This is a genomic window from Obesumbacterium proteus (assembly GCF_001586165.1).
Classification (GTDB): domain Bacteria; phylum Pseudomonadota; class Gammaproteobacteria; order Enterobacterales; family Enterobacteriaceae; genus Hafnia; species Hafnia protea.
Genome location: NZ_CP014608.1, coordinates 2,824,477 through 2,848,227 on the forward strand (window position 1 = coordinate 2,824,477; position 23,751 = coordinate 2,848,227).

A 23,751-nucleotide genomic window follows, 5' to 3' on the forward strand; every position below is an offset into this window, starting at 1 on the left:
ATCAGCGGCTACGGAAGACAATGCGGCCTTTGCTCAGGTCGTACGGGGTCAGCTCTACAGTGACTTTGTCGCCCGTCAGAATGCGGATGTAGTTTTTACGCATTTTACCGGAGATGTGAGCGGTAACGACGTGTCCGTTTTCTAATTCAACGCGGAACATCGTGTTTGGTAACGTATCAAGTACGGTACCTTGCATTTCAATATTGTCTTCTTTGGCCATCGAATCCTCTAGGTATGAGTACCATATTTTTTAATCGGCAAGATAATGCCGAAAAACCCCGATTATGTAAAGGAGTGTCGGTGGTTCTTCATCCATTACGGGCAATTTTGATGGGGTTTTATCGCAAACTCGCGTGAAATAATAGTTTGGGGTTTCCAGCAGGTGGGATTAATTACCTTATTCTGGTCAATCCGTAAGTGGTGTAAATAATCACTGCGCGGGATATTACGCGCACCTAACGACTCAGTGTGCGCGTTAAGCACCTGACAGTCAATTAATGTTCCCCCAAACGACACAAAATGCTCACAAAACGCAATTAGAGCCGTTTTGGAGGCGTTTGTGGCGCGGCTGAACATCGACTCGCCGCAAAAGAGAGAACCTTGTAACACGCCATACAGGCCGCCTACCAGCCGATCTTCCTGCCAGACCTCAACGGAGTGCGCATGGCCTAGTTCATGCAACTTCCAATAAGCTTGCTGTACGTCCTCACCAATCCATGTGCCTTCTTCGCGTTGATCGGCGCATTCACGAATAACATCGGCAAACGCCTGATTAATCGTGACGACAAAATCGGGCTTACGTAAAAATTTCGCCATGCTACGGCTGATGTGCAACTCATGGGGGAATAAAACCGCACGTGGATCGGGCGACCACCAGAGGATGATATCCCCTGGCGTGAACCATGGGAATATCCCCGCACCGTAGGCGGCAAGTAGACGGGCAGGACGTAAATCCCCGCCAATGGCCAGTAACCCGTTCGGTTCACGCAGTGCGAGATCCGTTGGGGGAAATAGCGTTGATTGCCGATCCAGTTGCATGATGCGCATCAAAATATCCCAATCTGAATGAAAAACATCATAGGCCTTGTTAATGATTACCCGTATTAACTATAGCCGCTGGCACAGTTGATAATATCGGCCTTTTTCTTCCAGAAGTTTAGCGTGATGACCTTGTTCGACGATCTGACCATTTTCCATCACGCAGACCCGATCCATTTTATCTAAGCCTTGCAGGCGGTGAGTAATTAAGATCAGCGTTTTGTGTTGGCAGTGCTGCATGATCAGCTCAAGAATTTGCTTCTCTGTGTCAGCGTCTAAGCCTTCAGTAGGTTCATCCAATAGCAGCAGCGGGGAGCGATGCAGTAGCGCGCGGGCAATACCTAAGCGACGCTGTTCGCCGCCTGAAAGCGGTCGGCCGCCGTCACCGAGCCATGCATTTAGACCAGTGTCTTCTAACAATTTACCTAAGCCAACCTGTTCCAATACGGTTTTTAATTCCAGATCGGTCGCTTGGTCATTGGCGATTTTTAAATTATCACGCAGCGTTGAGCTGAAAACATGTACACGCTGGCTGACGACGCCAGTGGCTTGTCGCAGCGTTGCTTCATCAAAGGCAGGCAGCGGCATGTCATTTAGACGAATTTCGCCCTGAGAGCAGTCCCATGCGCGAGTTATCAGCTGTAACAGCGTTGATTTACCACAGCCGGTACGTCCGAGCAGGGCGATTTTCTCTCCGGGCTGTACAGAAAGGGAAATGTCGTTAAGCACTGAAACCGGCTGGTTCGGATAGCTGAAACTAACGTGGTCAATGTTAACGGCAATCTGTTCGCTCAGTGCGGGGCCTGATAGAGGGAATGTGACCTCGGGCTTTTGGTCGATCATCTGCGCTACGCGGGTTGCTGATGCTGTGACCTGTCCCAAATGCTGGAAGGCGCCGGCAACCGGTGCTAAGGCTTCAAACGCGGCCAGTGAGGAGAAGACAAACAGCGCTATCAGCGCCCCCGGCTGAGCATAGTGCCCAACGCCTCCGGCGGCGAGCCAGAGCATTAAGGTAAACGTGAGCCCCGATGCCAAAATCATCAAAGCCTGTGCAGCACCGGTTAAAGACGCTTGTCTCTGCTGTTGCTGTTGCCACTGGCGTTCTTTGGCATCCAGCGCCTGACGGAAACGGTCAGCCGCGCCGTAGATGGCGAGTTCTGCTTGTCCTGCGACCCACGTAATCAATAGGGTGCGGTAGTCGGCACGGAGTTCAGTTAACGCAATCCCTACGGGCTTTCCTGCTTGATAAAAACCCAGCGGCAAGCAAAACAGCAACAGCAACATGATGCCGCCCAGCGTGATTGCCAATGTAGGATCGAACCACGATAAACCAGCCGTAACGACCACGATCACCACGATGGCGCTAATCAGCGGAGATATCACGCGGAGATAGAGATGATCGAGGGTGTCTACATCGGCAACCAAACGGTTGAGTAACTCGGCCTGACGAAAACGCGCAATGGCTCCCGGCGACAGCGGCAGTATTTTACTGAAGGTAAATACGCGCAGATGGGAAAGCACGCGAAACGTTGCATCATGGCTGACAACGCGCTCGGCGTAGCGTCCTGCGGTACGGATAATCGCCGCGCCGCGGACACCCGCAGCGGGCAGCATATAGTTAAACGTCATCAGCCCCGCAAGACCAGCCAGCGCTGAGGCCGCAAGGAACCAGCCTGAAAGCATCAATAGTCCAATGCTGGCGAGAAGGGTAACGATAGCCAGAACCACGCCCAGTGAAATGAGGAACCAGTGGCGACGATAGAGTGCTAAAAACGGCAAAAGTACGCGCATGGTTATAGCTCCTTACTACGGGTTGCAAGCAGATCGGCAAAGGGCCCTTTTTGCTGGCTGAGTTCGGCATAAGCGCCGCGCTGAACCAGCTTGCCATTATCCATCACCCAAATTTGGTCGTAGGTACTCACATCGTCTAGCTGATGAGTCACCATCAGCGTGGTTTGTTGATGGGAGGCCTCAGACAGTGCCTGCATGACAAGCTGCTCGCTGTGTGCATCCAAACTGGCAGTGGGTTCATCCAACAACAAGAGGCGGCATGGACGAAGCAAGGCACGCGCCACGGCAACACGCTGTGCTTGGCCGACCGAAAGGCGAGCAGCACCCTCACCGATTTCTGTATCAACGCCAGCGTTTAGCAGGGGTAAAAACTCGGTGACATGCGTACGTTCTAATGCGGTGGTTAGCTGTGTCTCAGTGGCATGAGGAGCGCCGAGCAGCACATTGGCGCGCAGCGTGGTTTCAGGCAGATTGGGGTTTTGCCCAACCCAGCCGAGGAGCTGACGCCAGCTCGCAGGCGTTAATTCACGTAGCTCTTTCCCATCAACCAACAGGGAGCCGCGATAGGGCAGGAAGCCGAGCAAGACGTTAATCAACGAACTTTTCCCTGCGCCGCTAAAGCCTACCAGCGCAATTCTCTGTCCTGCATCAATGCTGAACGTCAGTGGTCCAGCCAGCACTTTTCCCTGTGGAGATAATACTTCTAGCTCTGAAGCGACAATGCTAACGGAATGCGTGCCCGTTAACTGTTCTTGGCCTTGGCCCTGCGTTGGGCTTTCCGCGTCTTCTGCTAAGAAAGTCACCAGAGATTCAGCCGCGCCCACCGCCTGCGCTTTCGCGTGGTAAAAAGTGCCCAAATCACGCAGCGGTTGGAAGAATTCTGGCGCCAAAATAAGCACCAGAAAACCAGCAAAAAGCGTCACGCTGGTGCCATAGCTACCAAAATTGAGTTCACCCAGATAAGAAAAACCAAAATAGACCGCCACTACGGCGATTGAAATGGAGGTAAAGAACTCCAGCACCGCAGAGGAAAGAAATGCCATACGTAGCACTTCCATCGTGCGGCTGCGGAAATCTTCCGACGAACGACGGATATTGTCGGTTTCAGCGGCGGCGCGATTAAACAGACGCAGCGTATCTAATCCGCGCAAGCGATCGAGGAAGTTGCCGCTTAAGCGTCCTAATGCCAAGAAGTTCCGGCGGTTAGCATCGGCGGCACCCATGCCAACTAGTGCCATAAACAGCGGGATCAGCGGCGCGGTGACCAGCAAGATCATGCCTGCGGCCCAGTTTATCGGGAATACGGTGATCAGAATCAACAGCGGGATTAGGGTGGCCAGATACATCTGCGGCAGATAGCGGGAATAAAACTCCTGCATGTCTTCAATTTGTTCAAGAATTAGCGTTGCCCAATGCCCGGCTGGTTTTCCTTGTATCCATGCAGGGCCGAGTTCATCAAGCCGATTGAGCACCAAGTGTCTGATTTGCACCCGCACGACTTGGCCACACTTAAAACCAACGCGTTCACGCAGCCAGCTTAAGGCCGAACGTAGCACAATGGCGGCAATCAGTAAGCCGAAAGGCAGCAGGAGAGATTGGCGCGGTACCTGCTCAATAATTAAATCATGCAGCAGTTTCGCCAAGATCCACGACTGAGCGACGATCAGAAGTCCGGATATCAAACCGAGGATCATAGAGATTCGAAGCCAACGGCGGGCCAGCGAACTGCGCTGTTTGAGCCATTGGGTTAATTCGCGTTGTCTGTTTTTATTCATGTGTTGCGATGGTTTCTAAAGCAGATGAAGCGTCGAAAAGAGTGCTGATGACCGGCCTATTTTATCTTTACTCACCGGTTCACGCGTAAGCGCTGATATTACAACGGCCTGCGGGGACATGAAACCAAAGGAAGGTAAATTCTGTTAACAACTGTGGGGGAGTTCAGATAACAAGTGACGATTTGAGTATAAACAGGTGAAAAAATACGGTGGCAACACGATGGTTACTAAAAAATAAGGGCCACCGAAGCAGCCCATATGATTTAAATCGAGATTGATTTATTGATTGGCGGCAGACAGCCCATCCAAATAACGCTCGGCATCAAGCGCCGCCATACAGCCGGTGCCCGCTGAGGTAATGGCCTGACGATAGATATGGTCCATGACGTCACCCGCGGCGAAAACGCCGGGAATGCTGGTTTGGGTGGCGTTGCCGCTCAGGCCAGATTGAACCTTGATATAGTCATTTTCCAGCGCGAGCTGACCTTCAAAAATAGCCGTGTTTGGCTTGTGGCCGATAGCCACAAACAAGCCTGTTACGTTCAGTTCTTCAACGATATCGCTGTCGGTCGCTTTTAAACGTAATCCGTTTACGCCCATGGCATCGCCTTGAACTTCATCCAGCGTGCGGTTGGTGTGCAGCACAATGTTGCCGCTCGCAACTTTGTCCATCATGCGTCCAATCAAGATTTTTTCGGCGCGGAATGTATCACGGCGATGTATCAAGTGAACCTTAGAGGCGATATTAGACAAATAAAGCGCTTCTTCAACTGCGGTATTACCGCCGCCGATCACCGCCACTTCTTGCTGGCGGTAGAAGAAACCATCGCAGGTTGCACAGGCGGACACGCCACGGCCTTTGAACTCTTCTTCAGAAGGCAGGCCGAGATATTGTGCGGAAGCGCCGGTTGCAATAATCAGTGCGTCACAGGTGTATTCCTGAGAATCGCCAAACAGGCGGAATGGACGATTCTGCAAATCGACACGCTGAATGTGGTCAAAAATAATCTCGGTATTAAATTTGGCCGCGTGTTCATGCATACGCTCCATCAGCAGAGGGCCGGTGAGCCCTTCGGGATCGCCAGGCCAGTTTTCGACTTCTGTCGTGGTGGTGAGCTGACCGCCTTTTTCAACGCCGGTAATTAATACAGGGTTCAAGTTAGCGCGTGCCGCGTAGACCGCCGCTGTATATCCCGCAGGGCCTGAGCCCAAGATCAGGAGTTTGCTGTGTTTGACTGTGCCCATGAATTCCTCTTTTCCAATTTTACCGGACAATAACTCGATTGTAGGGAAGTTAGCGCCTGAAAAAAAGTGTGCAAAAAAAATGTTATCAATTTGTTTGATAGTAGCTAGCTATCGATTAGTAAAAATCATGGCAGCAGATAATTTTTTTTAAACCTATTCCGATAACATTCTTGCCGAGAAAGCCCCCTAATAGCGCTTCTTAGCGACGCTTATTCGTCTGTTTTGACGGTTTATTTTGTTGTCGCCTCGAAAGCCTTCTTTAGAATAGTTGGCATGTTCGTCTGATTTTGCTTCTTTTGCTTTGACAATCGCCTGTGCATTTGCGAAAACATGGATGTAGGGAAGAACTTGTCTTTGGTTTTTGTGGCTTGAAAGGCATTTAGCAGAATTTTTATCTGCTTGAAGGCAACAAATAGCCTATTGACCTAAAACAGCGCTTTCTTCCCCTGATGTAATAAATACCGTGTATACGAAAAGAAATGTGTAGTGCTTAGATTGGCTTCAATGAGTGACGTTAGGGATCGTGGTCTTACGATATAACCTCTATGTGCATTGATTTGGAATCAGAGCAAAGCAATTATGCGAGCCCTCGCATGTGAATTAAGTGCAATCTGCGAAAACAGATGAAGTTGAAACCTAGCTTCGGCGGATTTATCCGGTTGTTTTCGTCATCATAAGCAATGGGAATTGCTGATTGACTGCAGGCATGGGGTTTTCGTTTGGGACAAATCCTTAACAAATTGAACTTGTTGAGGGGATGGCGAGCAGGGAAGGATATAAGAGAGACAATAAGATGGCAGACAATAAAAAGCGCCCCGGTAAAGATCTCGACCGTATCGACCGTAACATCCTGAATGAGTTGCAGAAGGATGGACGTATTTCGAACGTTGAGCTTTCAAAGCGAGTTGGTTTATCACCAACTCCATGTTTAGAACGTGTGCGTCGCCTTGAGCGTCAGGGCTTTATTCAAGGCTACACTGCGTTATTGAACCCGCACTATCTGGATGCATCCTTACTGGTATTTGTAGAAATTACCTTGAACCGTGGAGCGCCAGATGTGTTTGAACAGTTCAATACAGCTGTTCAGAAACTGGAAGAAATTCAGGAGTGTCATCTGGTTTCAGGTGATTTCGACTATCTGTTGAAAACACGTGTGCCTGACATGTCCGCTTATCGTAAATTGCTTGGTGAAACCCTGTTACGCCTGCCTGGCGTTAATGACACCCGTACCTACGTGGTTATGGAAGAAGTCAAACAGAGCAATCGCTTGGTTATCAAAACACGATAACGGTAGCAGGTGCAAAACCTGATTAATTTGGTTACACTCCTGTGTATCTATACAGTTTCAACGCCGAGGGTAGACTCTCTCGGCGTTGTTATTGGTATGAGTTTTACTGAAATATAATATTACGTGGCAATGCGTTGTTCTAAAGCGGCAATAGGCAATAATAGTGCTATGGTGAAAAACAGGAACCTGGAGAGCCTTTCTTGAGCCAGGAATACACAGAAGAGAAGGACGTTACTCTCAAACGAATGAGCAGTGGACGTCGGTTATACGAGGCGTTACTCATCGTAGTAGCGTTGTTTTCTATTTATCTTATGGTTTCGTTGCTGAGTTTTGACCCCTCGGATCCGAGTTGGTCACAAACGGCATGGCACGAACCGATCAATAATATCGGCGGCGGCGCAGGAGCATGGCTGGCTGATACCTTATTCTTCGTTTTCGGAGTGATGGGCTACGCCATTCCTCCCGTCATTATCGTTTTGTGCTGGTTTGCGTATCGCAAACGCGACGATAGTGGCTATGTCGATTATTTCTCTATTTCGCTCAAGCTTATCGGTATGTTGGCATTGGTGCTGGCATCGTGTGGCTTAGCGTCGCTGAACGTCGACGACCTTTACTATTTCGCCTCAGGCGGCGTGATTGGTAGCCTTCTCGCGAATGGCGTTATTCCTTTGCTGGGTAGCGTTGGCGGAACACTGCTTTTATTGGGCGTTTGGGCGGTAGGTTTGACGCTGTTTACCGGCTGGTCTTGGCTGACGATTGCTGAAAAAATCGGTGGTGTTCTTCTCGGCGGCATGACGTTTATGAGTAATCGTTCTCGCCGCGATCGGGATGATGACTACGACTATGAAGAAGATAGCCGAGAAGTCGTTGCAGCCGAGCGTGAACGTTCAGAAGGTGAGGGCGCAGATGATGATGTCTTGCTTAATACCTCCGCCGCTGAAGACGATGACGATATTCTCTTGGCTAAACCAGTCAAACAGCCTGTTGAAACGCCTGTTGCTGATGTAGATGCAGAAGACGACGATCCTTTATTGGGTAAACTCCGTCCATTGCACGAAGCTGAGAGCTCGCTGAATGATGTGGCTCAGCCCGCAGTTACACCTACGATGGCTCCAACTGCCGCGGTTTCTGCCGTTGGGGCAGCGGTTGCCGCCGCTCAGCCGGTGGTTTCTGCTGCAACTCAGCCGATGACTTTCAGTGCCTCAGAGCCAGAACCTGTGGCGGAAATCAAGCCGAGCATGCCTCCGCTTTATTCCTTTGAAGTGCCCGAAGATAGACCGTCTAACGTGGCCAATCATTCATCGCGCCCAACGCGCTCTGCTTGGGATGATGAAGGTCCACGAATTGGCAGTTTTGAGCCTGAAACGCCTGCATCACAAACAGGAACATCTTCATCGGGAATGAATTTCTCGGCCTCGCATTTTGATCGCGATGAGTCGCCTGCGACGCCATACATTAATCCTGGCCTATCGTCAGATGCGGTTCCGTTTGGCGCGGCCTCGCGTAACGATGTTGTTCCTGCAACCGTATCAACGGCCGCTGCCGCGGGCTCAATGTTTATGCCTGCGTTTAGCGCAACCGAAGACAGCAGCTTGCAGGTGAAACAGGGTGTCGGACCTGAACTGCCACGTCCGAATCCTGTACGTATTCCGACACGCCGTGAGTTAGCCTCTTTAGGCATTAAACTTCCTTCACAGCGAATGGCAGAAGAACAGGCGAAGAAAGAAGCTGAAGCCCAGCGCCTGCAAATGGAAGCCTCTCCAGAGCCGGAGCAGAATACTGCACAGCCGATGGATGAGGAAAGCCTTGCCCTGCGTCAGGCGTTTGCAGAACGACAGCAGCAGCGCTACGGTGAGCAACAGTATGCGCATCAGGCAGAAGATGAGCAGGCCGCTGAAATGGCGCGGTTGCAGAGCGAGTTTTCTGCTCAGCAACAGCAGCGTTATCAGTCACAACCTGTCGCAGATGACAATTCATCAGCGTTAAGCGGCGTTACCGCTTCGCGCAATGACCTGATGGATTTCTCTCCGGCGAAGGCCTTGAGCGAAGCTGCGTCTTCCAACCATAATGCTTTCAGCTTTACCCCTGTTTCAGACTTAGTGGACGATGGCCCTTCTGAACCGCTATTCACTATTACCCCTGAGCAGGAAGAGAGCGCAGCGCGTGACGACGATGCTTATGATGTTCCGTTTGGTCGCTATGATGAACCAGAGCAACCTGCGCAGTATGCACCGCGTCAGCAAGATCCACGTTTTGCACCGGTGCAACAGCAGCCATCTGCGCCGCAAGCGCCTCAGCCTCAATATAGTCAGCATAATAGCCAGCCAGCGCAGAGCGTGCATCAAACTGCCGCGCCACAGTATGCGGCTCCAACTGCCCCAGTGCAGCAGCCAGCAGTGACCCAACAGCCAGCAGGCCAGCACCCAGCGATGGATGGTTTGATTCATCCATTCTTGATGCGTGGTCATGAGCAGCCGCTGGAAAAACCAACTACGCCGTTGCCAACGTTGGATCTGCTCACCGAGCCTCCTGCCAACTCCGAGCCGGTTGATATGTTTGCGCTAGAGCAGGTGGGGAATCTGGTTGAATCACGTTTGGCGGATTATCGCGTTAAAGCCGAAGTGGTCGGGATTTCGCCGGGCCCAGTGATCACCCGTTTTGAGTTAGATTTGGCACCAGGCGTTAAAGCGGCGCGAATCTCTAACCTGTCGCGTGACTTGGCGCGTTCACTGTCTGCGGTTGCCGTGCGCGTGGTGGAAGTTATCCCGGGTAAACCTTACGTTGGATTGGAGTTGCCAAACAAGCATCGCCAAACGGTTTATCTGCGAGAAGTTTTGGACTGCACCAAGTTCCGTGAAAGTCCTTCCCCACTGACCATCGTGCTGGGTAAAGATATTGCTGGTCAGCCAGTGATTGCCGATCTGGCAAAAATGCCTCACCTGTTGGTGGCCGGTACTACTGGTTCCGGTAAATCGGTTGGTGTGAATGCCATGATCCTCAGCATGTTGTATAAGGCGACGCCGGATGAAGTTCGCTTCATCATGATTGACCCTAAAATGCTGGAGCTTTCGGTTTACGAAGGTATTCCACATCTGCTGACCGAAGTAGTCACCGACATGAAAGACGCAGCCAATGCGCTACGTTGGTGTGTGGGTGAGATGGAACGTCGTTATAAGCTGATGTCGGCATTAGGCGTGCGTAACCTTGCGGGCTACAACGAACGAGTTGAACAGGCCATTGCTATGGGGCGCCCAATTCCAGATCCGTTCTGGAAGCCGGGTGACAGCATGGATATGACGCCACCGGTATTGGAAAAACTGCCTTATATCGTGGTGTTGGTGGATGAGTTTGCGGATCTGATGATGGCCGTCGGCAAGAAAGTGGAAGAGCTGATTGCACGTTTGGCCCAAAAGGCTCGTGCGGCAGGTATCCATTTGGTGCTGGCGACTCAGCGTCCATCGGTTGACGTTATCACCGGCTTGATTAAGGCGAACATTCCAACACGTATCGCGTTTACCGTTTCGAGCAAAATCGACTCCCGTACTATCCTTGACCAAGGCGGTGCGGAATCGTTGCTAGGGATGGGGGATATGCTGTATATGCCGCCTAACTCGTCAATGCCGGTTCGTGTGCACGGCGCATTCGTTCGCGATGAGGAAGTGCATGCGGTGGTTCAGGATTGGAAAGCGCGTGGACGCCCACAGTACATTGATAGCATCCTGAGCTCTTCTGAAGAGGGTGAAGGTGGATTTGGGATGGATAGCGACGAAGAACTCGATCCGCTATTTGACCAAGCCGTTGCTTTCGTGGTGGATAAGCGCCGAGCGTCAATTTCAGGCGTTCAACGCCAGTTCCGTATCGGATACAACCGTGCTGCGCGTATCGTTGAGCAAATGGAAGCTCAGGGGATCGTCAGCTCACCGGGCAATAATGGCAACCGTGAAGTATTGGCACCGCCATCGCATGATATGTAATTTTGTCATTGCATAATGTCATGTTTACGGGCGGTGATTTCACCGCCCGTTTTATTTATCGATGAGATGCAAAAATAGACGAGTGTCTGTCAGCGAAAAGATGTGTAAATCACCGTCATTCAGAATGTTACCGATGATAACTCCATGTCTATTGGCTAAAGTTAGCGTATTATATTGTTCAATATAAAGCGTGGTGTAGCGGCTAGCGTGCCGTTGACCAGATGATAAAAATCAGCCGAGGTTATCTGTTTTTGCAGCTAACCATGACCGACAAAAGGTGTAGAAAATAATGAAAAAGCTGTTATTAGCGTGCTGTTTAATGACTGGTTTTGCATCGACCGCCGCGCTGGCGACGCCAAGCAGCGATTTGCAGACTCGCCTGAATAAGGTCAACAGTTTCCATTCAAGCTTTACTCAAACCGTAACAACGGCCGACGGCGCTGCGGTACAGCAGGGTGAAGGTGAATTATGGGTCAAACGTCCTAACCTGTTCAACTGGCACATGACCTCTCCCGATGAAAGCGTTTTAGTGTCCGATGGCAAAACTCTGTGGTTCTATAACCCGTTCGTTGAGCAGGTAACCGCGACTTGGCTAGATAGCGCGACCAGCAATACGCCATTTATGCTGATTACACGTAACGATGCGAAAGAGTGGAATCAGTACAATGTGAAACAAACCGGTGATACGTTTGATCTGACGCCGAAAAGCCAGAAAAATAATCTGAAGAAATTTACGATTAGCGTATCGCCAACGGGCACCATCAATAGCTTTACCGCCGTTGAACAAGACGGGCAAAGCAGCGCTTATAAACTGAAAAGCCAGCAAAGCGGCGTGGTTGATGCCAGCAAATTCCAGTTCACACCGCCTAAAGGCGTGACGGTGGACGATCAACGCCAATAGCCAAACAAAATAGATGAATGGGAAAAGCCAGTGAGTAATCTGTCCCTCGACTTCTCGCAGAATGAATTTCAACCACTGGCCGCGCGTATGCGGCCAGAAACATTGAAGCAGTATATCGGACAGCGTCATTTGCTGGCTGAGGGCAAGCCTCTGCCGCGTGCGATTGAGGCCGGACATCTGCATTCAATGATTTTGTGGGGGCCGCCAGGGACAGGGAAAACCACGCTGGCTGAGCTGATTGGTCGCTATGGCAACGCCGACGTTGAGCGTATTTCGGCAGTCACTTCTGGGATCAAAGAGATCCGCGAAGCGATTGAACGAGCGCGTAATAATCGTGATGCGGGCCGCCGAACCATCCTATTCGTAGATGAAGTTCACCGCTTTAACAAAAGTCAGCAAGACGCTTTCCTTCCGCACATCGAAGACGGCACCATTACGTTCATTGGTGCTACTACGGAAAACCCTTCATTTGAGCTCAATTCTGCGTTGCTTTCACGCGCCAGAGTCTACCTGCTCAAGGCGCTAACCAGCGAAGATATCGTTGAAGTGCTCAATCAAGCGATGGCCGATAAAGATCGCGGATACGGCGGACAAAATATTGTTTTGCCTGATGACACGCGAGATATGATCGCCGAGCTGGTGGGTGGCGATGCCCGCCGAGCGTTGAATACGTTAGAAATGATGGCGGATATGGCGGAAGTGGACGCCAGCGGTCATCGTGTTTTAACTGCCAATCTGCTGAAGGAAGTGTCAGGTGAGCGCAGCGCGCGTTTTGATAATAAAGGCGATCGTTTTTACGACCTGATTTCGGCGCTGCATAAATCAGTGCGTGGCTCGTCACCGGATGCCGCGTTGTACTGGTATGCGCGTATTATCACCGCCGGTGGCGATCCGCTTTACGTTGCACGACGTTTGCTGGCGATTGCCTCAGAAGATGTGGGCAACGCCGACCCGCGCGGCATGCAGGTTGCGATTTCAGCATGGGACTGTTTTACCCGTGTAGGGCCTGCAGAAGGCGAGCGTGCGATTGCACAAGCCATTGTCTACTTAGCCTGTGCACCGAAAAGTAACGCCGTATATACCGCGTTTAAAGCCGCGGTGCGTGATGCCAAAGAGCGTCCTGACTATGATGTTCCCGATCATTTGCGTAATGCACCAACCAAACTCATGAAGGAAATGGGGCTGGGGGCTGAGTATCGTTATGCGCATGATGAAACCAATGCTTACGCTGCGGGTGAAGTGTACTTCCCGCCTGAAATGTCACAAACCCGATATTATGTGCCTACTAACCGTGGTTTAGAGGGCAAAATTGGTGAAAAACTGGCATGGTTGGCTGAGCAGGATCAAAATAGCCCGACAAAACGCTACCGCTAATATTCCCATTGCGGTAAGGTTATCCCTGATAAAATACGCTTTACATTGAGCGCCTTGTGCTCAATGTATTGCTCATTATAACTCCCTCAATATAATCACAGGATTAGCATGCTAGATCCCAATCTACTGCGTAATGAGCTAGACGCAGTCGCCGAAAAGCTGGCTCGTCGAGGCTTTAAACTGGATGTTGACACTTTGCGTCAGCAGGAAGAACGCCGCAAAGTGCTGCAAGTTGAAACTGAAAGCCTGCAAGCAGAGCGTAACTCGCGATCCAAATCCATCGGTGCGGCTAAAGCGCGTGGGGAAGATATTGAGCCACTGCGTCTTGAAGTCAACGAATTGGGCGAAAAGCTGGATGCGGCCAAGTCCGAGCTGGATCAGTTGCTAAATGATATCCGCGATTTGGCGTTGTCCATTCCTAACATGCCAGATGATTCTGTGCCGGTAGGTAGAGACGAAAACGACAATCTGGAAGTTAGCCGCTGGGGCGAGCCTCGTCAGTATGATTTCGAAGTTCGCGATCACGTGACTCTGGGCGAAATGACTGGCGGGCTGGATTTTGCTGCCGCAGTTAAATTGACCGGTGCGCGTTTCGTGGTGATGAAAGGCCAAATGGCGCGTATGCACCGTGCATTGGCTCAGTTCATGCTTGATCTGCACACCGAACAGCATGGTTACCTCGAAACTTACGTTCCTTACTTGGTTAACCATGACACGCTGTACGGTACGGGTCAGTTGCCTAAATTCGGTGGCGATCTGTTCCACACGCGCCCACTGGAAGAAGAAGCCGATTCCAGCAGCTATGCGCTGATCCCAACGGCAGAAGTTCCCGTTACCAACTTGGTGCGTGGCGAAATTCTGGAAGAAGAATCTCTGCCGCTGAAAATGACTGCACATACGCCATGTTTCCGCTCTGAAGCGGGTTCTTATGGTCGTGATACACGCGGTCTGATCCGTATGCACCAGTTTGATAAAGTTGAGCTGGTTCAGATTGTTCGCCCAGAAGATTCAATGGATGCTCTGGAAGAACTGACTGGTCACGCCGAGAAAGTGTTGCAGCTGCTGAATCTGCCATACCGCAAAGTGCTGTTGTGCACCGGTGATATGGGCTTTGGCTCAAGCAAAACCTACGATTTGGAAGTTTGGGTTCCTGCGCAGAACACTTACCGCGAAATCTCTTCATGTTCAAACATGTGGGACTTCCAAGCACGTCGTATGCAGGCTCGCTGCCGTAACAAGACCGACAAAAAACCACGTTTGGTGCATACACTGAACGGTTCTGGTTTAGCTGTGGGTCGTACTCTGGTTGCTGTATTAGAAAACTATCAGCAAGCTGATGGTCGCATTCAGGTACCAGAAGTTCTGCGTCCGTATATGAACGGTTTAGAATATATTGGTTAATTCCTAATATGTTTAATAAAAGCGCCTACGGGCGCTTTTTTCATTTATAAACTCAAATATAAATTCAGATCCTATTTTTAATATTGTTGCGGCTGTATTAATTCAGTTTAAAAGTATTTAAGTTGACTGATAGCTATTCTCAATCGTAAGTTTTTGATTTTGATAAGTTGCTAATTGCATCACATAAACCGCTTGCGGCCTGCTTGCGCGTGCCTTTATTGACATCAAACAATATGAGTTACTCCCAAAGAAGTATTATCCATTTGAGAAAGTGGACGCTGATATTTAATGACCTTCCATTCCATATCATTTCATTCTAATTAATTGCGAGTTGACTATTTTCCTTAGTGTTTTGAGCACACGCTGGATGTTCAATTACGTAATAGGCCACTTTCTTTTTTGCTGACTAAAAAACGCTGACTTTTGTCTGCGCTTTTGCGGTCACATTTTTGATTTTGAAAGCAAACTGAGTGGGTATTGTATGAAAAATACGAAAGAGACAGGCTTATTGTCTGCGCAGGTAAGCCGCCGCAAACTGGTAAAATCCAGTGCCATTGGCGGTTTAGTTGCGGCAAGCGGTGGATTATCTTTGCCATTTGCCCGCAAGGCAGTAGCCCAATCAAACACAGCATCTGCTAACACCAATGAAAAAGTTATCTGGAGCGCATGCACCGTAAACTGCGGCAGCCGTTGCCCATTACGCATGCACGTTGTGGATGGCGAAATTAAGTATGTTGAAACCGACAATACCGGTGATGATAACTACGAAGGTCTGCATCAGGTACGTGCCTGCCTGCGTGGACGATCAATGCGTCGTCGCGTTTATAACGCCGACCGTTTGAAATATCCGATGAAGCGCGTTGGCGCACGCGGTGAAGGCAAGTTCAAGCGTATTAGCTGGGAAGAAGCCTTCGATACCATCGCGGCGAGCATGCAGCACATCATCAAAGATTATGGCAATGAAGCCATTTACCTCAACTATGGCACAGGGACGCTGGGCGGCACCATGACTCGCTCATGGCCACCAGGATCAACGCTGATTGCCCGTCTGATGAACTGCTGCGGTGGCTATCTGAATCATTATGGCGACTACAGCACGGCGCAAATAGCCGAAGGGTTAAATTACACCTACGGTGGTTGGGCCGATGGCAACAGCCCGTCGGATATTGAAAACAGCAAACTAGTGGTGCTGTTTGGTAATAACCCTGGCGAAACGCGAATGAGCGGCGGCGGGGTGACTTACTATCTGGAACAGGCGCGTCAGAAATCTGATGCGCGGATGATCATCATCGATCCACGTTATAACGATACGGGCGCTGGCCGTGAAGATGAGTGGGTACCGATTCGTCCAGGCACTGATGCGGCGTTGGCCTCGGCGCTAGCCTATGTGATGATCAAAGAAGATTTAGTTGATCAGCCATTCCTCGATAAATATTGCGTTGGCTATGATGAAAAAACCATGCCAGCCGGTGCGCCAGCCAACGGTCACTACAAAGCCTACATCCTAGGTGAAGGTGCCGATGGCATTGCTAAAACGCCTGCGTGGGCTTCAGCGATCACCGGCATTCCAGCCGATAAAATTATTAAACTCGGTCGTGAAATCGGTGCCGCAAAACCTGCGTATATCTCACAAGGCTGGGGGCCACAGCGCCACTCAAACGGTGAATTAGCCTCACGCGCTATTTCTATGCTGGCAATCCTGACGGGTAACGTCGGAATCAACGGCGGAAATAGCGGTGCGCGCGAAGGCTCCTACTCGCTTGATTTCGTGCGTATGCCAACGTTTGAAAACCCGATTCAGACCAGTATTTCTATGTTCTTATGGACCGATGCCATTGTGCGCGGCCCTGAAATGACGGCGAAACGCGATGGTGTGCGTGGCAAAGATAAGCTGGATGTGCCGATCAAAATGATCTGGAACTACGCAGGCAACTGCTTGGTAAACCAGCACTCTGAAATCAACCGCACGCATGAAATTCTGCAAGACGATAAGCAGTGCGAAATGATTGTGGTGATCGATAACCACATGACCGCCTCGGCGAAGTATGCCGATATTTTATTGCCAGACTGTACGGCATCAGAGCAGATAGATTTTTGCTTGGATGCGTCTGCGGGCAACATGTCATACGTTATTTTTGCCGATCAGGTGATTAAGCCTCGTTTTGAATGCAAAAACATTTACGAGATGACCAGTGAATTGGCGAAGCGCATGGGCGTGGAGGCGCAGTTCACCGAAGGACGCAATCAGGAAGAGTGGCTACGTCATCTGTACAAACAGTCTCAGCAAGCCATGCCGGGCCTGCCGTCGTTTGAAGAGTTCCGTCAACAAGGAATCTATAAGCAGCGCGATCCTGAAGGGCACCATGTGGCCTACAAAGCGTTCCGTGAAGATCCGGCTGCTAATCCGTTAACCACACCATCAGGCAAAATCGAGATTTACTCTGCGCAATTGGCTGAAAAGGCGGCGACATGGGAATTAGCCAAGGATGATGTTATCGATCCTCTGCCAATCTACAGCGCCGGTTTTGAAAGCTATGAAGATCCGATGGTTGAGAAATTCCCTCTGCAACTGACGGGGTTCCACTACAAAGCGCGTGCGCATTCTACCTATGGCAACGTTGATCTGTTGAAAGCCGCATGTCGTCAAGAGATGTGGATTAACCCGATGGATGCGAAAAAACGCGGCATCACCAACGGCGATATCGTGCGTATTTTCAACGATCGCGGTGAAGTTCGTATCAACGCTAAGGTGACACCTCGCATGATGCCGGGCGTTGTCGCACTGGGTGAGGGGGCATGGTATAGCCCTGACGCAAACCGCGTCGATCATGCAGGCTCAATCAACGTGCTGACTACCCAGCGCCCATCGCCGCTGGCGAAAGGGAATCCGTCACATTCGAATCTTGTTCAAGTCACCAAGGCATAAGGAGTAGCTGATGACAACGCAATACGGCTTTTATATCGACTCTAGTCGTTGCACCGGCTGCAAAACCTGCGAGCTGGCCTGCAAAGATTTTAAAAATTTAACGCCTGATGTGAGTTTCCGCCGCATTTATGAATATGCCGGTGGTGATTGGCAAGAGGATAACGGTGTTTATCACCAAAACGTGTTTGCTTATTACCTGTCAATTTCGTGTAACCACTGTAGCGATCCGGCTTGTACCAAGGTGTGTCCAAGCGGTGCGATGCATAAGCGCGAGAAAGATGGCTTTGTGGTCGTCAACGAAGAAGTGTGCATCGGTTGTCGTTATTGCCATATGGCCTGTCCGTATGGCGCTCCTCAATACAATGAGGAGAAAGGGCATATGACCAAGTGTGATGGCTGCTACGAGCGAGTAGAAGCCGGTAAAAAACCGATCTGCGTTGAGTCTTGCCCGCTGCGTGCGCTGGACTTAGCGCCTATCGAGGAGCTACGTGCCAAATACGGTGATTTAGCTGAAATTGCGCCGCTTCCAGCTGCGCACTTTACGAAGCCGAATATCGTATTAAAACCTAACGCCAACAGCCGTCCGGTCGGAGATACCACCGGTTATCTGGCAAATCCGAAGGAGGTCTGAGATGGGTATGGGATGGCATGAATGGCCGTTAATGATTTTTACGGTCTTAGGGCAGTGTGTTGTCGGTGGCTTCATTGTGCTGGCGCTGGCATTAATATCTGGACGTTTAGATAACGATCGCACGCGACGCGTTCATCTGAGTATGTTTTTTCTCTGGGTACTGATGGGGATCGGCTTTATCGCCTCGGTGATGCATTTGGGCTCGCCAATGAGGGCGTTCAATTCGCTTAATCGTATCGGTGAATCCGCTCTGAGTAACGAAATTGCCAGTGGCTCGGTATTTTTTGCCGTTGGCGGTATCTACTGGCTTTTGGCGGTATTAAACAAAATGCCTGCAGCGCTGGGTAAGCTTTGGCTTGCTGTGACCATGGTGTTAGGCCTGTTATTTGTTTACGCCATGTGCCGTGTGTACCAGATCGATACCGTACCTACGTGGCATAACGGCTACACCACGCTGGGCTTCGTACTGACGATGTTTATCGGTGGGCCATTGCTGGGCTTCTTGCTGCTGAGAGCTGCCGGAGTGTGCGGCTGTGCAATGCGTATTTTGCCCGTTGTTAGCGTGTTGGCAGTGCTTATCAGCGTTGCCTCTGTAGCGATGCAGGGTTTTGGCTTGGCTGAGATTCATAGCTCAGTCCAACAGGCTTCTGCGCTTATTCCATCGTTTGGTGCGTTGCTGGCATGGCGTTTGGCGCTGCTAGTGCTTGGACTAGGCTGCTGGATTTGCCCAATGATCAAAGGCAGAGCCCCATCTGTTGCCTGGCTGGTGATTGGTTTCTTACTGGTTGTCGCCGGTGAGCTGATTGGTCGCGGCATGTTCTACGGTTTACATATGACCGTGGGTATGGCAATCGCAGGATAAATGCGATTATCGCGGAGTGGGGCTCAGATCGAGCCCCACTATCCGTCAACTCACATCGGCTATGTTATTAGCACTGTTATTCGCATCGCGACAAAATTGATTTGGTATCCTCATGCTACAACCACAACAGCTTCAAGATATTGCCATTTCGGCCCGCTCGCTAGGGGCGCTTTTTTATTACTCCCCAGAAAGTGAAGCCTGTACGCCGCTGGTGGAAATCTTTACTTCATCTGAATGGTGTAGTGAATGGCCGTATGGCTCGGAAGTACAGTTAACGGAATGTATGGCTCAGTTGACGACTGCGACGAATGAATCTCTGGAAGATGCGTACCAGCGTTTGTTTATCGGGCCACATGCGCTACCGGCTCCCCCTTGGGGCTCGGTTTATCTGGATAAAGAGAGCGTTCTCTTTGGTGATTCAACGCTGGCGCTACGTCAGTGGATGCGCCAGCATCATATTGAAGGGCAGAGCGAGCAAAAGGAGCCGGAAGATCAGTTTGGTTTAATGCTGATGATGGCTGCATGGCTTGCTGAGACACAGCCTCAGGCGCTCGGCGAGTTTTTATCTGTTCACCTGTTGCCATGGAGCTCACGCTATTTGACGCTCATGATACAGGACGCTCAACATCCGTTTTATCAAGGGTTAGCAGAGCTTGCGATGTTAACTTTGGCAAGTTGGCAGCAACAGTTAGCGATTATGCCTGCCGCGTGTGAGCTTTATCGCTAATGAGTGAGCAAAAGGATCAAGACTACTACCGCGCTTGGATGTCTCATCGTACCGTTAGCCGCCGCGGGCTTTTCCGTGGCTTGCTAGGGGCCGGTAAACAGGCTCAGTTGCAGGTTGCACAAGAAACGGTGCAACGCGCTGTGGGTCGGCCGCCGCAGGCGGTAGCGGAAAGTCTTTTTCTGGCATTATGTACAGCATGTGGGGAGTGCGTGGGTGCATGTCCCTACGGCTTAATTGAAATTAAAGATGGTGCGGCGGCCGTACAGATTGATTTTTCATCCTGTGATACCGCTAAGTGCAACTATTGTACTGCGGCGTGCAAAACGGGAGCGCTGTCTCCGTTAATTCCTTCAGATACGGCATTAAGGCCAGTTGTCGCCAAAGGCTGCATTGGGCGAGGAAATGATGACTGCCGTTTGTGTGTTCGTGCGTGTCCTTCACAGGCGATAAAGTTTGACGAAGCCGACCAGCCAAGCTTTGACGAGGCCCGCTGTGACGGCTGCGGCCAGTGTAAAACGGCCTGTTATCATGGACATATTTTGCTGGTAGCAGGAAGTCCAAAATTAGCCAGTTTGTCAGAAAAATAAATTTCTCCGCCTAAGTATTAACAAATCGTGCTATGTCTAATCTATGGGCGATTGACTTTTAATTCACCAGTGGCATGATGCCGCCACTTCTCAATGCGGTTCGGTTTTAAATTCACATGTTTTCATACTCTCGCCCAGTGCTTTTATTGCTCTGCGGGCTCCTGCTGCTGACCGTTGCTATGGCGGTTTTAAATACTTTAGTTCCATTGTGGCTGAGCCATGAGCAGTTACCGACTTGGCAAGTCGGTCTGGTGAGTTCCTCATATTTTATGGGGAATCTGGTAGGGACGCTGGTTGCTGGTTCAGTAATCATGCATTCAGGATTTAACCGAAGCTATCATTATGCCTGTGCTATTTTTGCTATTTCGACCGCTGCACTGAGCTTTTCAACCGATATCTGGAGCTGGCTGGCCCTGCGTTTCCTTGCGGGCGTTGGCTGTGCGATGGTGTGGGTGATTGTTGAAAGCGCATTACTGCGTAGTGGAACGAACGCGAATCGTAGCCAACTGCTGGCTGCTTACATGACGGTTTACTATTTGGGCACCGTGCTGGGGCAACTGATGCTGGGCGCTGTGCCGACCGCGGTATTGCAGGTGCTGCCATGGGCAACGTCGCTGATGGTATTGGCTATGCTGCCGCTGCTGTTTGCGCGTTTTACTCGGCCAGAAGCACATACCTCGGTACCGATGTGGGCGATGTTGCGTCGTCGTAGCGCACGCCTAGGTATTCACGGCTGTATTATTTCAGGTGCGGTACTGGGTTCTTTATATGGTCTGTTACCGTTATATCTGGCCCATAAAGGTATGAGCGATGCGAATGTCGGGCTTTGGATGGCATTGCTGGTCAGCGCTGGCATCATGGGGCAATGGCCGGTTGGTCGCTTAGCCGATCGCTTTGGGCGTTTGGCGGTCCTGCGCGTGCAGGTGAGTTTGGTCATTCTCGGCAGCATGGCAATGCTGGGCAACTACGGCATTGTGCCAGCTTTATTTACGCTGGGATGTGCGGGATTCACGCTGTATCCGGTGGCTATGTCTTGGGCATGTGAAACTGCGGCTGCGCATGAATTAGTCGCGATGAATCAGGCTTTACTGATGAGCTATACGATTGGGAGCCTTGCTGGCCCGGCGACGGTTGCCGCGTTGATGCAGCAATACTCTGATAACGTACTGTTTTTGATGATTGCGGGGATCGCGTTGGTGTATCTACTGATGCTGATGAAAAAGACCGATCATCATCATGCACTGCCTGCTGCATGAGTTTTTAGTAGCCATAAACAAACCATAAAAAAACGCCCGAGATGGGCGTTTTTTGTATCTGTACTGTAGGCCTGCAATTAGTGCATGCGGCTTCCAGCTTGGATGCGAGAGCCCAGCATATTCTGGCTGGTTGCTTGCATCAGATGCTCACGGCAGTTATTCATCTCTAACCAACCTTCAATTTGCTGGTGCAGCGTGTTCATCTCGGCTTGCGTTCCCGCAGAGAGCACGATAATCAGGCTAACTTCACTGCCATTTTGCAGCATAACCGGTTTATCGCACTTCAGCACTGATGCTTCTCCGCGTTTACTGATTACCCCGTTTTCAGGCTGGGCAAACACCAGTAATACACCTTCGCTAACCACGAAATCCTGTTTATCCTGTTTAAGCGCATCGATGATATGCAGCGGGTAGCTTGCATTCACCTTGCTTTCGCTAATCAGCGGTTGGCAGGCTAAATGGATCGCGTGGCGCCAGCTCAGTGGCTGGTGGCAGTACTGCCAGCGTTGGTCGAGAATTGCATCAATTGACATAAAACCTCCGGTAACATTGCACCTGTAAATGGGGCGCCTGAAAAATTAAATAAAGGCTATCCATAGTGTTTATTTGATTCATCCACCTCTGGTGTTTGCAGCAATGTGCAGGCACAAGTCAGTATGAAAAAAAGTATTCACAACTCCGCAATAGACTGAAATTAAAAGCCTATCATTTAAGACCTATCGTTTGCGGGTGTATGGGCAGTGTATCGGGGCAAATCAGGGAAGTCACTGCTTAGAAGAAAGTCTAATAATCCACCCCATCTCATCACATTACTTAAATTCTGTTAGGAATATTAGGAAAATAATTTAGTCAGGCGCTTATTGGGTAGTATAAAATTCTGAATGTTAAATATTCATAAAAAATGACTACTAAGGCGGTTTGTGCTTATTTCTTCGTAATTATATTCAGTGGGGGATATTTCAAATAATAATAAATATCAATATGAAGGAGGGGAGGGAGTATTTCGGCTGAAAACCAAAAGAAATTATCACGGACGGAATAATTATTTGGGCTGGTATTTTTACCAGCCCAAAAGACATAAATCATTAATACATGACTTTATGCCCATAACTTTCGAGAATGTTTTTTACGCGTTCCATGGTTTCGTGAGTAGGTGGTTTTACACCACCTAATTTGTATTCCTCACCCATGGCTTCCCATTTGTGTTTACCTAGCTCGTGGTAAGGCAAGAGTTCGATCTTCTCAACATTCTTCGTGTCTTTCGTGAAGTCGCCTAGCAAGTGGGCAGAAGCATCATCATCTGACCAACCTGGCACAACCACATATCGGATCCACGTCTTTTGGTTACGCTTTGCCAAATAGCGAGCAAATTCCAGCGTGCGATGATTTGAAACCCCTACCAGATTCTGGTGAATATCATCGTTCATCTGTTTGAGATCTAGCATGACGAGATCGGTAACGTCGAGCAGTTCGTCAATGACTGGGTCATAGCGACGTACAAAGCCGTTAGTGTCTAAACAGGTATGAATGCCTTCTTCTTTGCACGCACGGAACCAGTCACGCACAAACTCAGCCTAAAGGACAGCTTCACCGCCGGATGCGGTTACGCCGCCGCCTGAAGCATTCATGAAGTGACGATAGGTCACGACGTCCTTCATCAAATCTTCAACGGTAATCTCAGTACCGCCATGTGTATCCCAAGTATCTCGGTTATGGCAATACAGGCAGCGCATAAGGCAGCCTTGGAAGAAGGTGATAAAGCGGATACCTGGGCCATCTACGGTACCGCAGGATTCAAAAGAGTGGATGCGACCTTTGAGTGACATTGCGGGGTTTTCTCCAAAATTGACTGATCAATAGCAGTCTAAAAAGGCAATGATATCGACAGCGAACATCAATAACTTGCTGATAACTGTTTTGCCTGATGTCCATCGGCATGCATGTTTTGAGTATAGGGCGAGCTATAGCAACCCGG

Annotated in this window: 17 protein-coding genes and 1 pseudogene; 11 read left to right on the top strand and 7 right to left on the bottom strand. The window is 50.1% G+C overall.

The window, feature by feature from the left end; genetic code table 11:
• Position 1: 1 nt before the first annotated feature.
• The 5 genes from infA to trxB all read right to left on the bottom strand — a co-directional run bounded on the left by infA (position 2) and on the right by trxB (position 5,849).
• Positions 2 to 220 carry a translation initiation factor IF-1 gene (gene infA / locus DSM2777_RS13415; protein WP_002211347.1) on the bottom strand — a complete coding sequence of 73 codons (219 nt, stop codon included), beginning with the start codon at positions 218 to 220 and terminating at the stop codon, positions 2 to 4.
• 95 nt (positions 221 to 315) lie between these two features.
• On the bottom strand, positions 316 to 1,047 hold the full coding sequence (aat, locus tag DSM2777_RS13420; RefSeq protein ID WP_061554210.1) for a leucyl/phenylalanyl-tRNA--protein transferase: 732 nt from the start codon (positions 1,045 to 1,047) through the stop codon (positions 316 to 318).
• A 60-nt stretch (positions 1,048 to 1,107) separates the two neighbouring features.
• Complete coding sequence (cydC, locus tag DSM2777_RS13425; RefSeq protein ID WP_061554211.1) at positions 1,108 to 2,829, bottom strand: heme ABC transporter ATP-binding protein/permease CydC; 1,722 nt, start codon at positions 2,827 to 2,829, stop codon at positions 1,108 to 1,110.
• A 2-nt stretch (positions 2,830 to 2,831) separates the two neighbouring features.
• Positions 2,832 to 4,604, bottom strand: coding sequence for a heme ABC transporter permease/ATP-binding protein CydD (gene cydD / locus DSM2777_RS13430; protein WP_061554212.1), 1,773 nt, complete (start codon positions 4,602 to 4,604; stop codon positions 2,832 to 2,834).
• Positions 4,605 to 4,883: 279 nt separating this feature from the next.
• Positions 4,884 to 5,849 carry a thioredoxin-disulfide reductase gene (trxB, locus tag DSM2777_RS13435; RefSeq protein WP_061554213.1) on the bottom strand — a complete coding sequence of 322 codons (966 nt, stop codon included), beginning with the start codon at positions 5,847 to 5,849 and terminating at the stop codon, positions 4,884 to 4,886.
• A 793-nt stretch (positions 5,850 to 6,642) separates the two neighbouring features.
• Here trxB and lrp point away from each other — a divergent pair.
• From lrp to DSM2777_RS13490, 11 genes are all read left to right on the top strand, one after another.
• Entirely contained in the window at positions 6,643 to 7,137 is a 495-nt protein-coding gene (gene lrp, locus DSM2777_RS13440) for a leucine-responsive transcriptional regulator Lrp (protein WP_008812989.1), read from the top strand.
• Positions 7,138 to 7,337: 200 nt separating this feature from the next.
• Complete coding sequence (locus DSM2777_RS13445; RefSeq protein WP_061554214.1) at positions 7,338 to 11,111, top strand: DNA translocase FtsK 4TM domain-containing protein; 3,774 nt, start codon at positions 7,338 to 7,340, stop codon at positions 11,109 to 11,111.
• A gap of 289 nt (positions 11,112 to 11,400) precedes the next feature.
• Entirely contained in the window at positions 11,401 to 12,012 is a 612-nt protein-coding gene (gene lolA / locus DSM2777_RS13450) for an outer membrane lipoprotein periplasmic chaperone LolA (RefSeq protein WP_061554215.1), read from the top strand.
• Positions 12,013 to 12,042: 30 nt separating this feature from the next.
• Positions 12,043 to 13,386: a replication-associated recombination protein A gene (locus tag DSM2777_RS13455; RefSeq protein ID WP_025800950.1), complete on the top strand. Its 1,344-nt coding sequence runs from the start codon at positions 12,043 to 12,045 to the stop codon at positions 13,384 to 13,386.
• 108 nt (positions 13,387 to 13,494) lie between these two features.
• Entirely contained in the window at positions 13,495 to 14,787 is a 1,293-nt protein-coding gene (gene serS / locus DSM2777_RS13460) for a serine--tRNA ligase (protein WP_046457986.1), read from the top strand.
• 481 nt (positions 14,788 to 15,268) lie between these two features.
• Entirely contained in the window at positions 15,269 to 17,713 is a 2,445-nt protein-coding gene (dmsA, locus tag DSM2777_RS13465) for a dimethylsulfoxide reductase subunit A (protein WP_061554216.1), read from the top strand.
• A 10-nt stretch (positions 17,714 to 17,723) separates the two neighbouring features.
• A complete protein-coding gene (locus DSM2777_RS13470; protein ID WP_025800953.1) occupies positions 17,724 to 18,344 on the top strand; it encodes a DMSO/selenate family reductase complex B subunit in 621 nt (206 codons plus the stop codon).
• Between the two features lies 1 nt (position 18,345).
• Complete coding sequence (locus DSM2777_RS13475) at positions 18,346 to 19,206, top strand: dimethyl sulfoxide reductase anchor subunit family protein (protein WP_061554217.1); 861 nt, start codon at positions 18,346 to 18,348, stop codon at positions 19,204 to 19,206.
• A gap of 112 nt (positions 19,207 to 19,318) precedes the next feature.
• Positions 19,319 to 19,933, top strand: coding sequence for a Tat proofreading chaperone DmsD (gene dmsD / locus DSM2777_RS13480; protein WP_061554218.1), 615 nt, complete (start codon positions 19,319 to 19,321; stop codon positions 19,931 to 19,933).
• Complete coding sequence (gene napF, locus DSM2777_RS13485; protein WP_061554219.1) at positions 19,933 to 20,520, top strand: ferredoxin-type protein NapF; 588 nt, start codon at positions 19,933 to 19,935, stop codon at positions 20,518 to 20,520. The genes dmsD and napF overlap by 1 nt, the downstream gene beginning before the upstream one ends.
• A gap of 116 nt (positions 20,521 to 20,636) precedes the next feature.
• Positions 20,637 to 21,776, top strand: a complete 1,140-nt coding sequence (locus DSM2777_RS13490) for an MFS transporter (RefSeq protein WP_046457981.1) — start codon at positions 20,637 to 20,639, stop codon at positions 21,774 to 21,776.
• Between the two features lie 77 nt (positions 21,777 to 21,853).
• On the opposite strand, the gene DSM2777_RS13495 is transcribed toward DSM2777_RS13490, so the two are convergent.
• The gene (locus tag DSM2777_RS13495; RefSeq protein ID WP_046457980.1) at positions 21,854 to 22,309 is read right to left on the bottom strand and encodes a PTS sugar transporter subunit IIA; all 456 of its coding nucleotides are present in this window, start codon (positions 22,307 to 22,309) and stop codon (positions 21,854 to 21,856) included.
• Positions 22,310 to 22,861: 552 nt separating this feature from the next.
• Positions 22,862 to 23,602, bottom strand: a pseudogene (pflA, locus tag DSM2777_RS13500) (pyruvate formate lyase 1-activating protein).
• Positions 23,603 to 23,751: the final 149 nt, after the last annotated feature.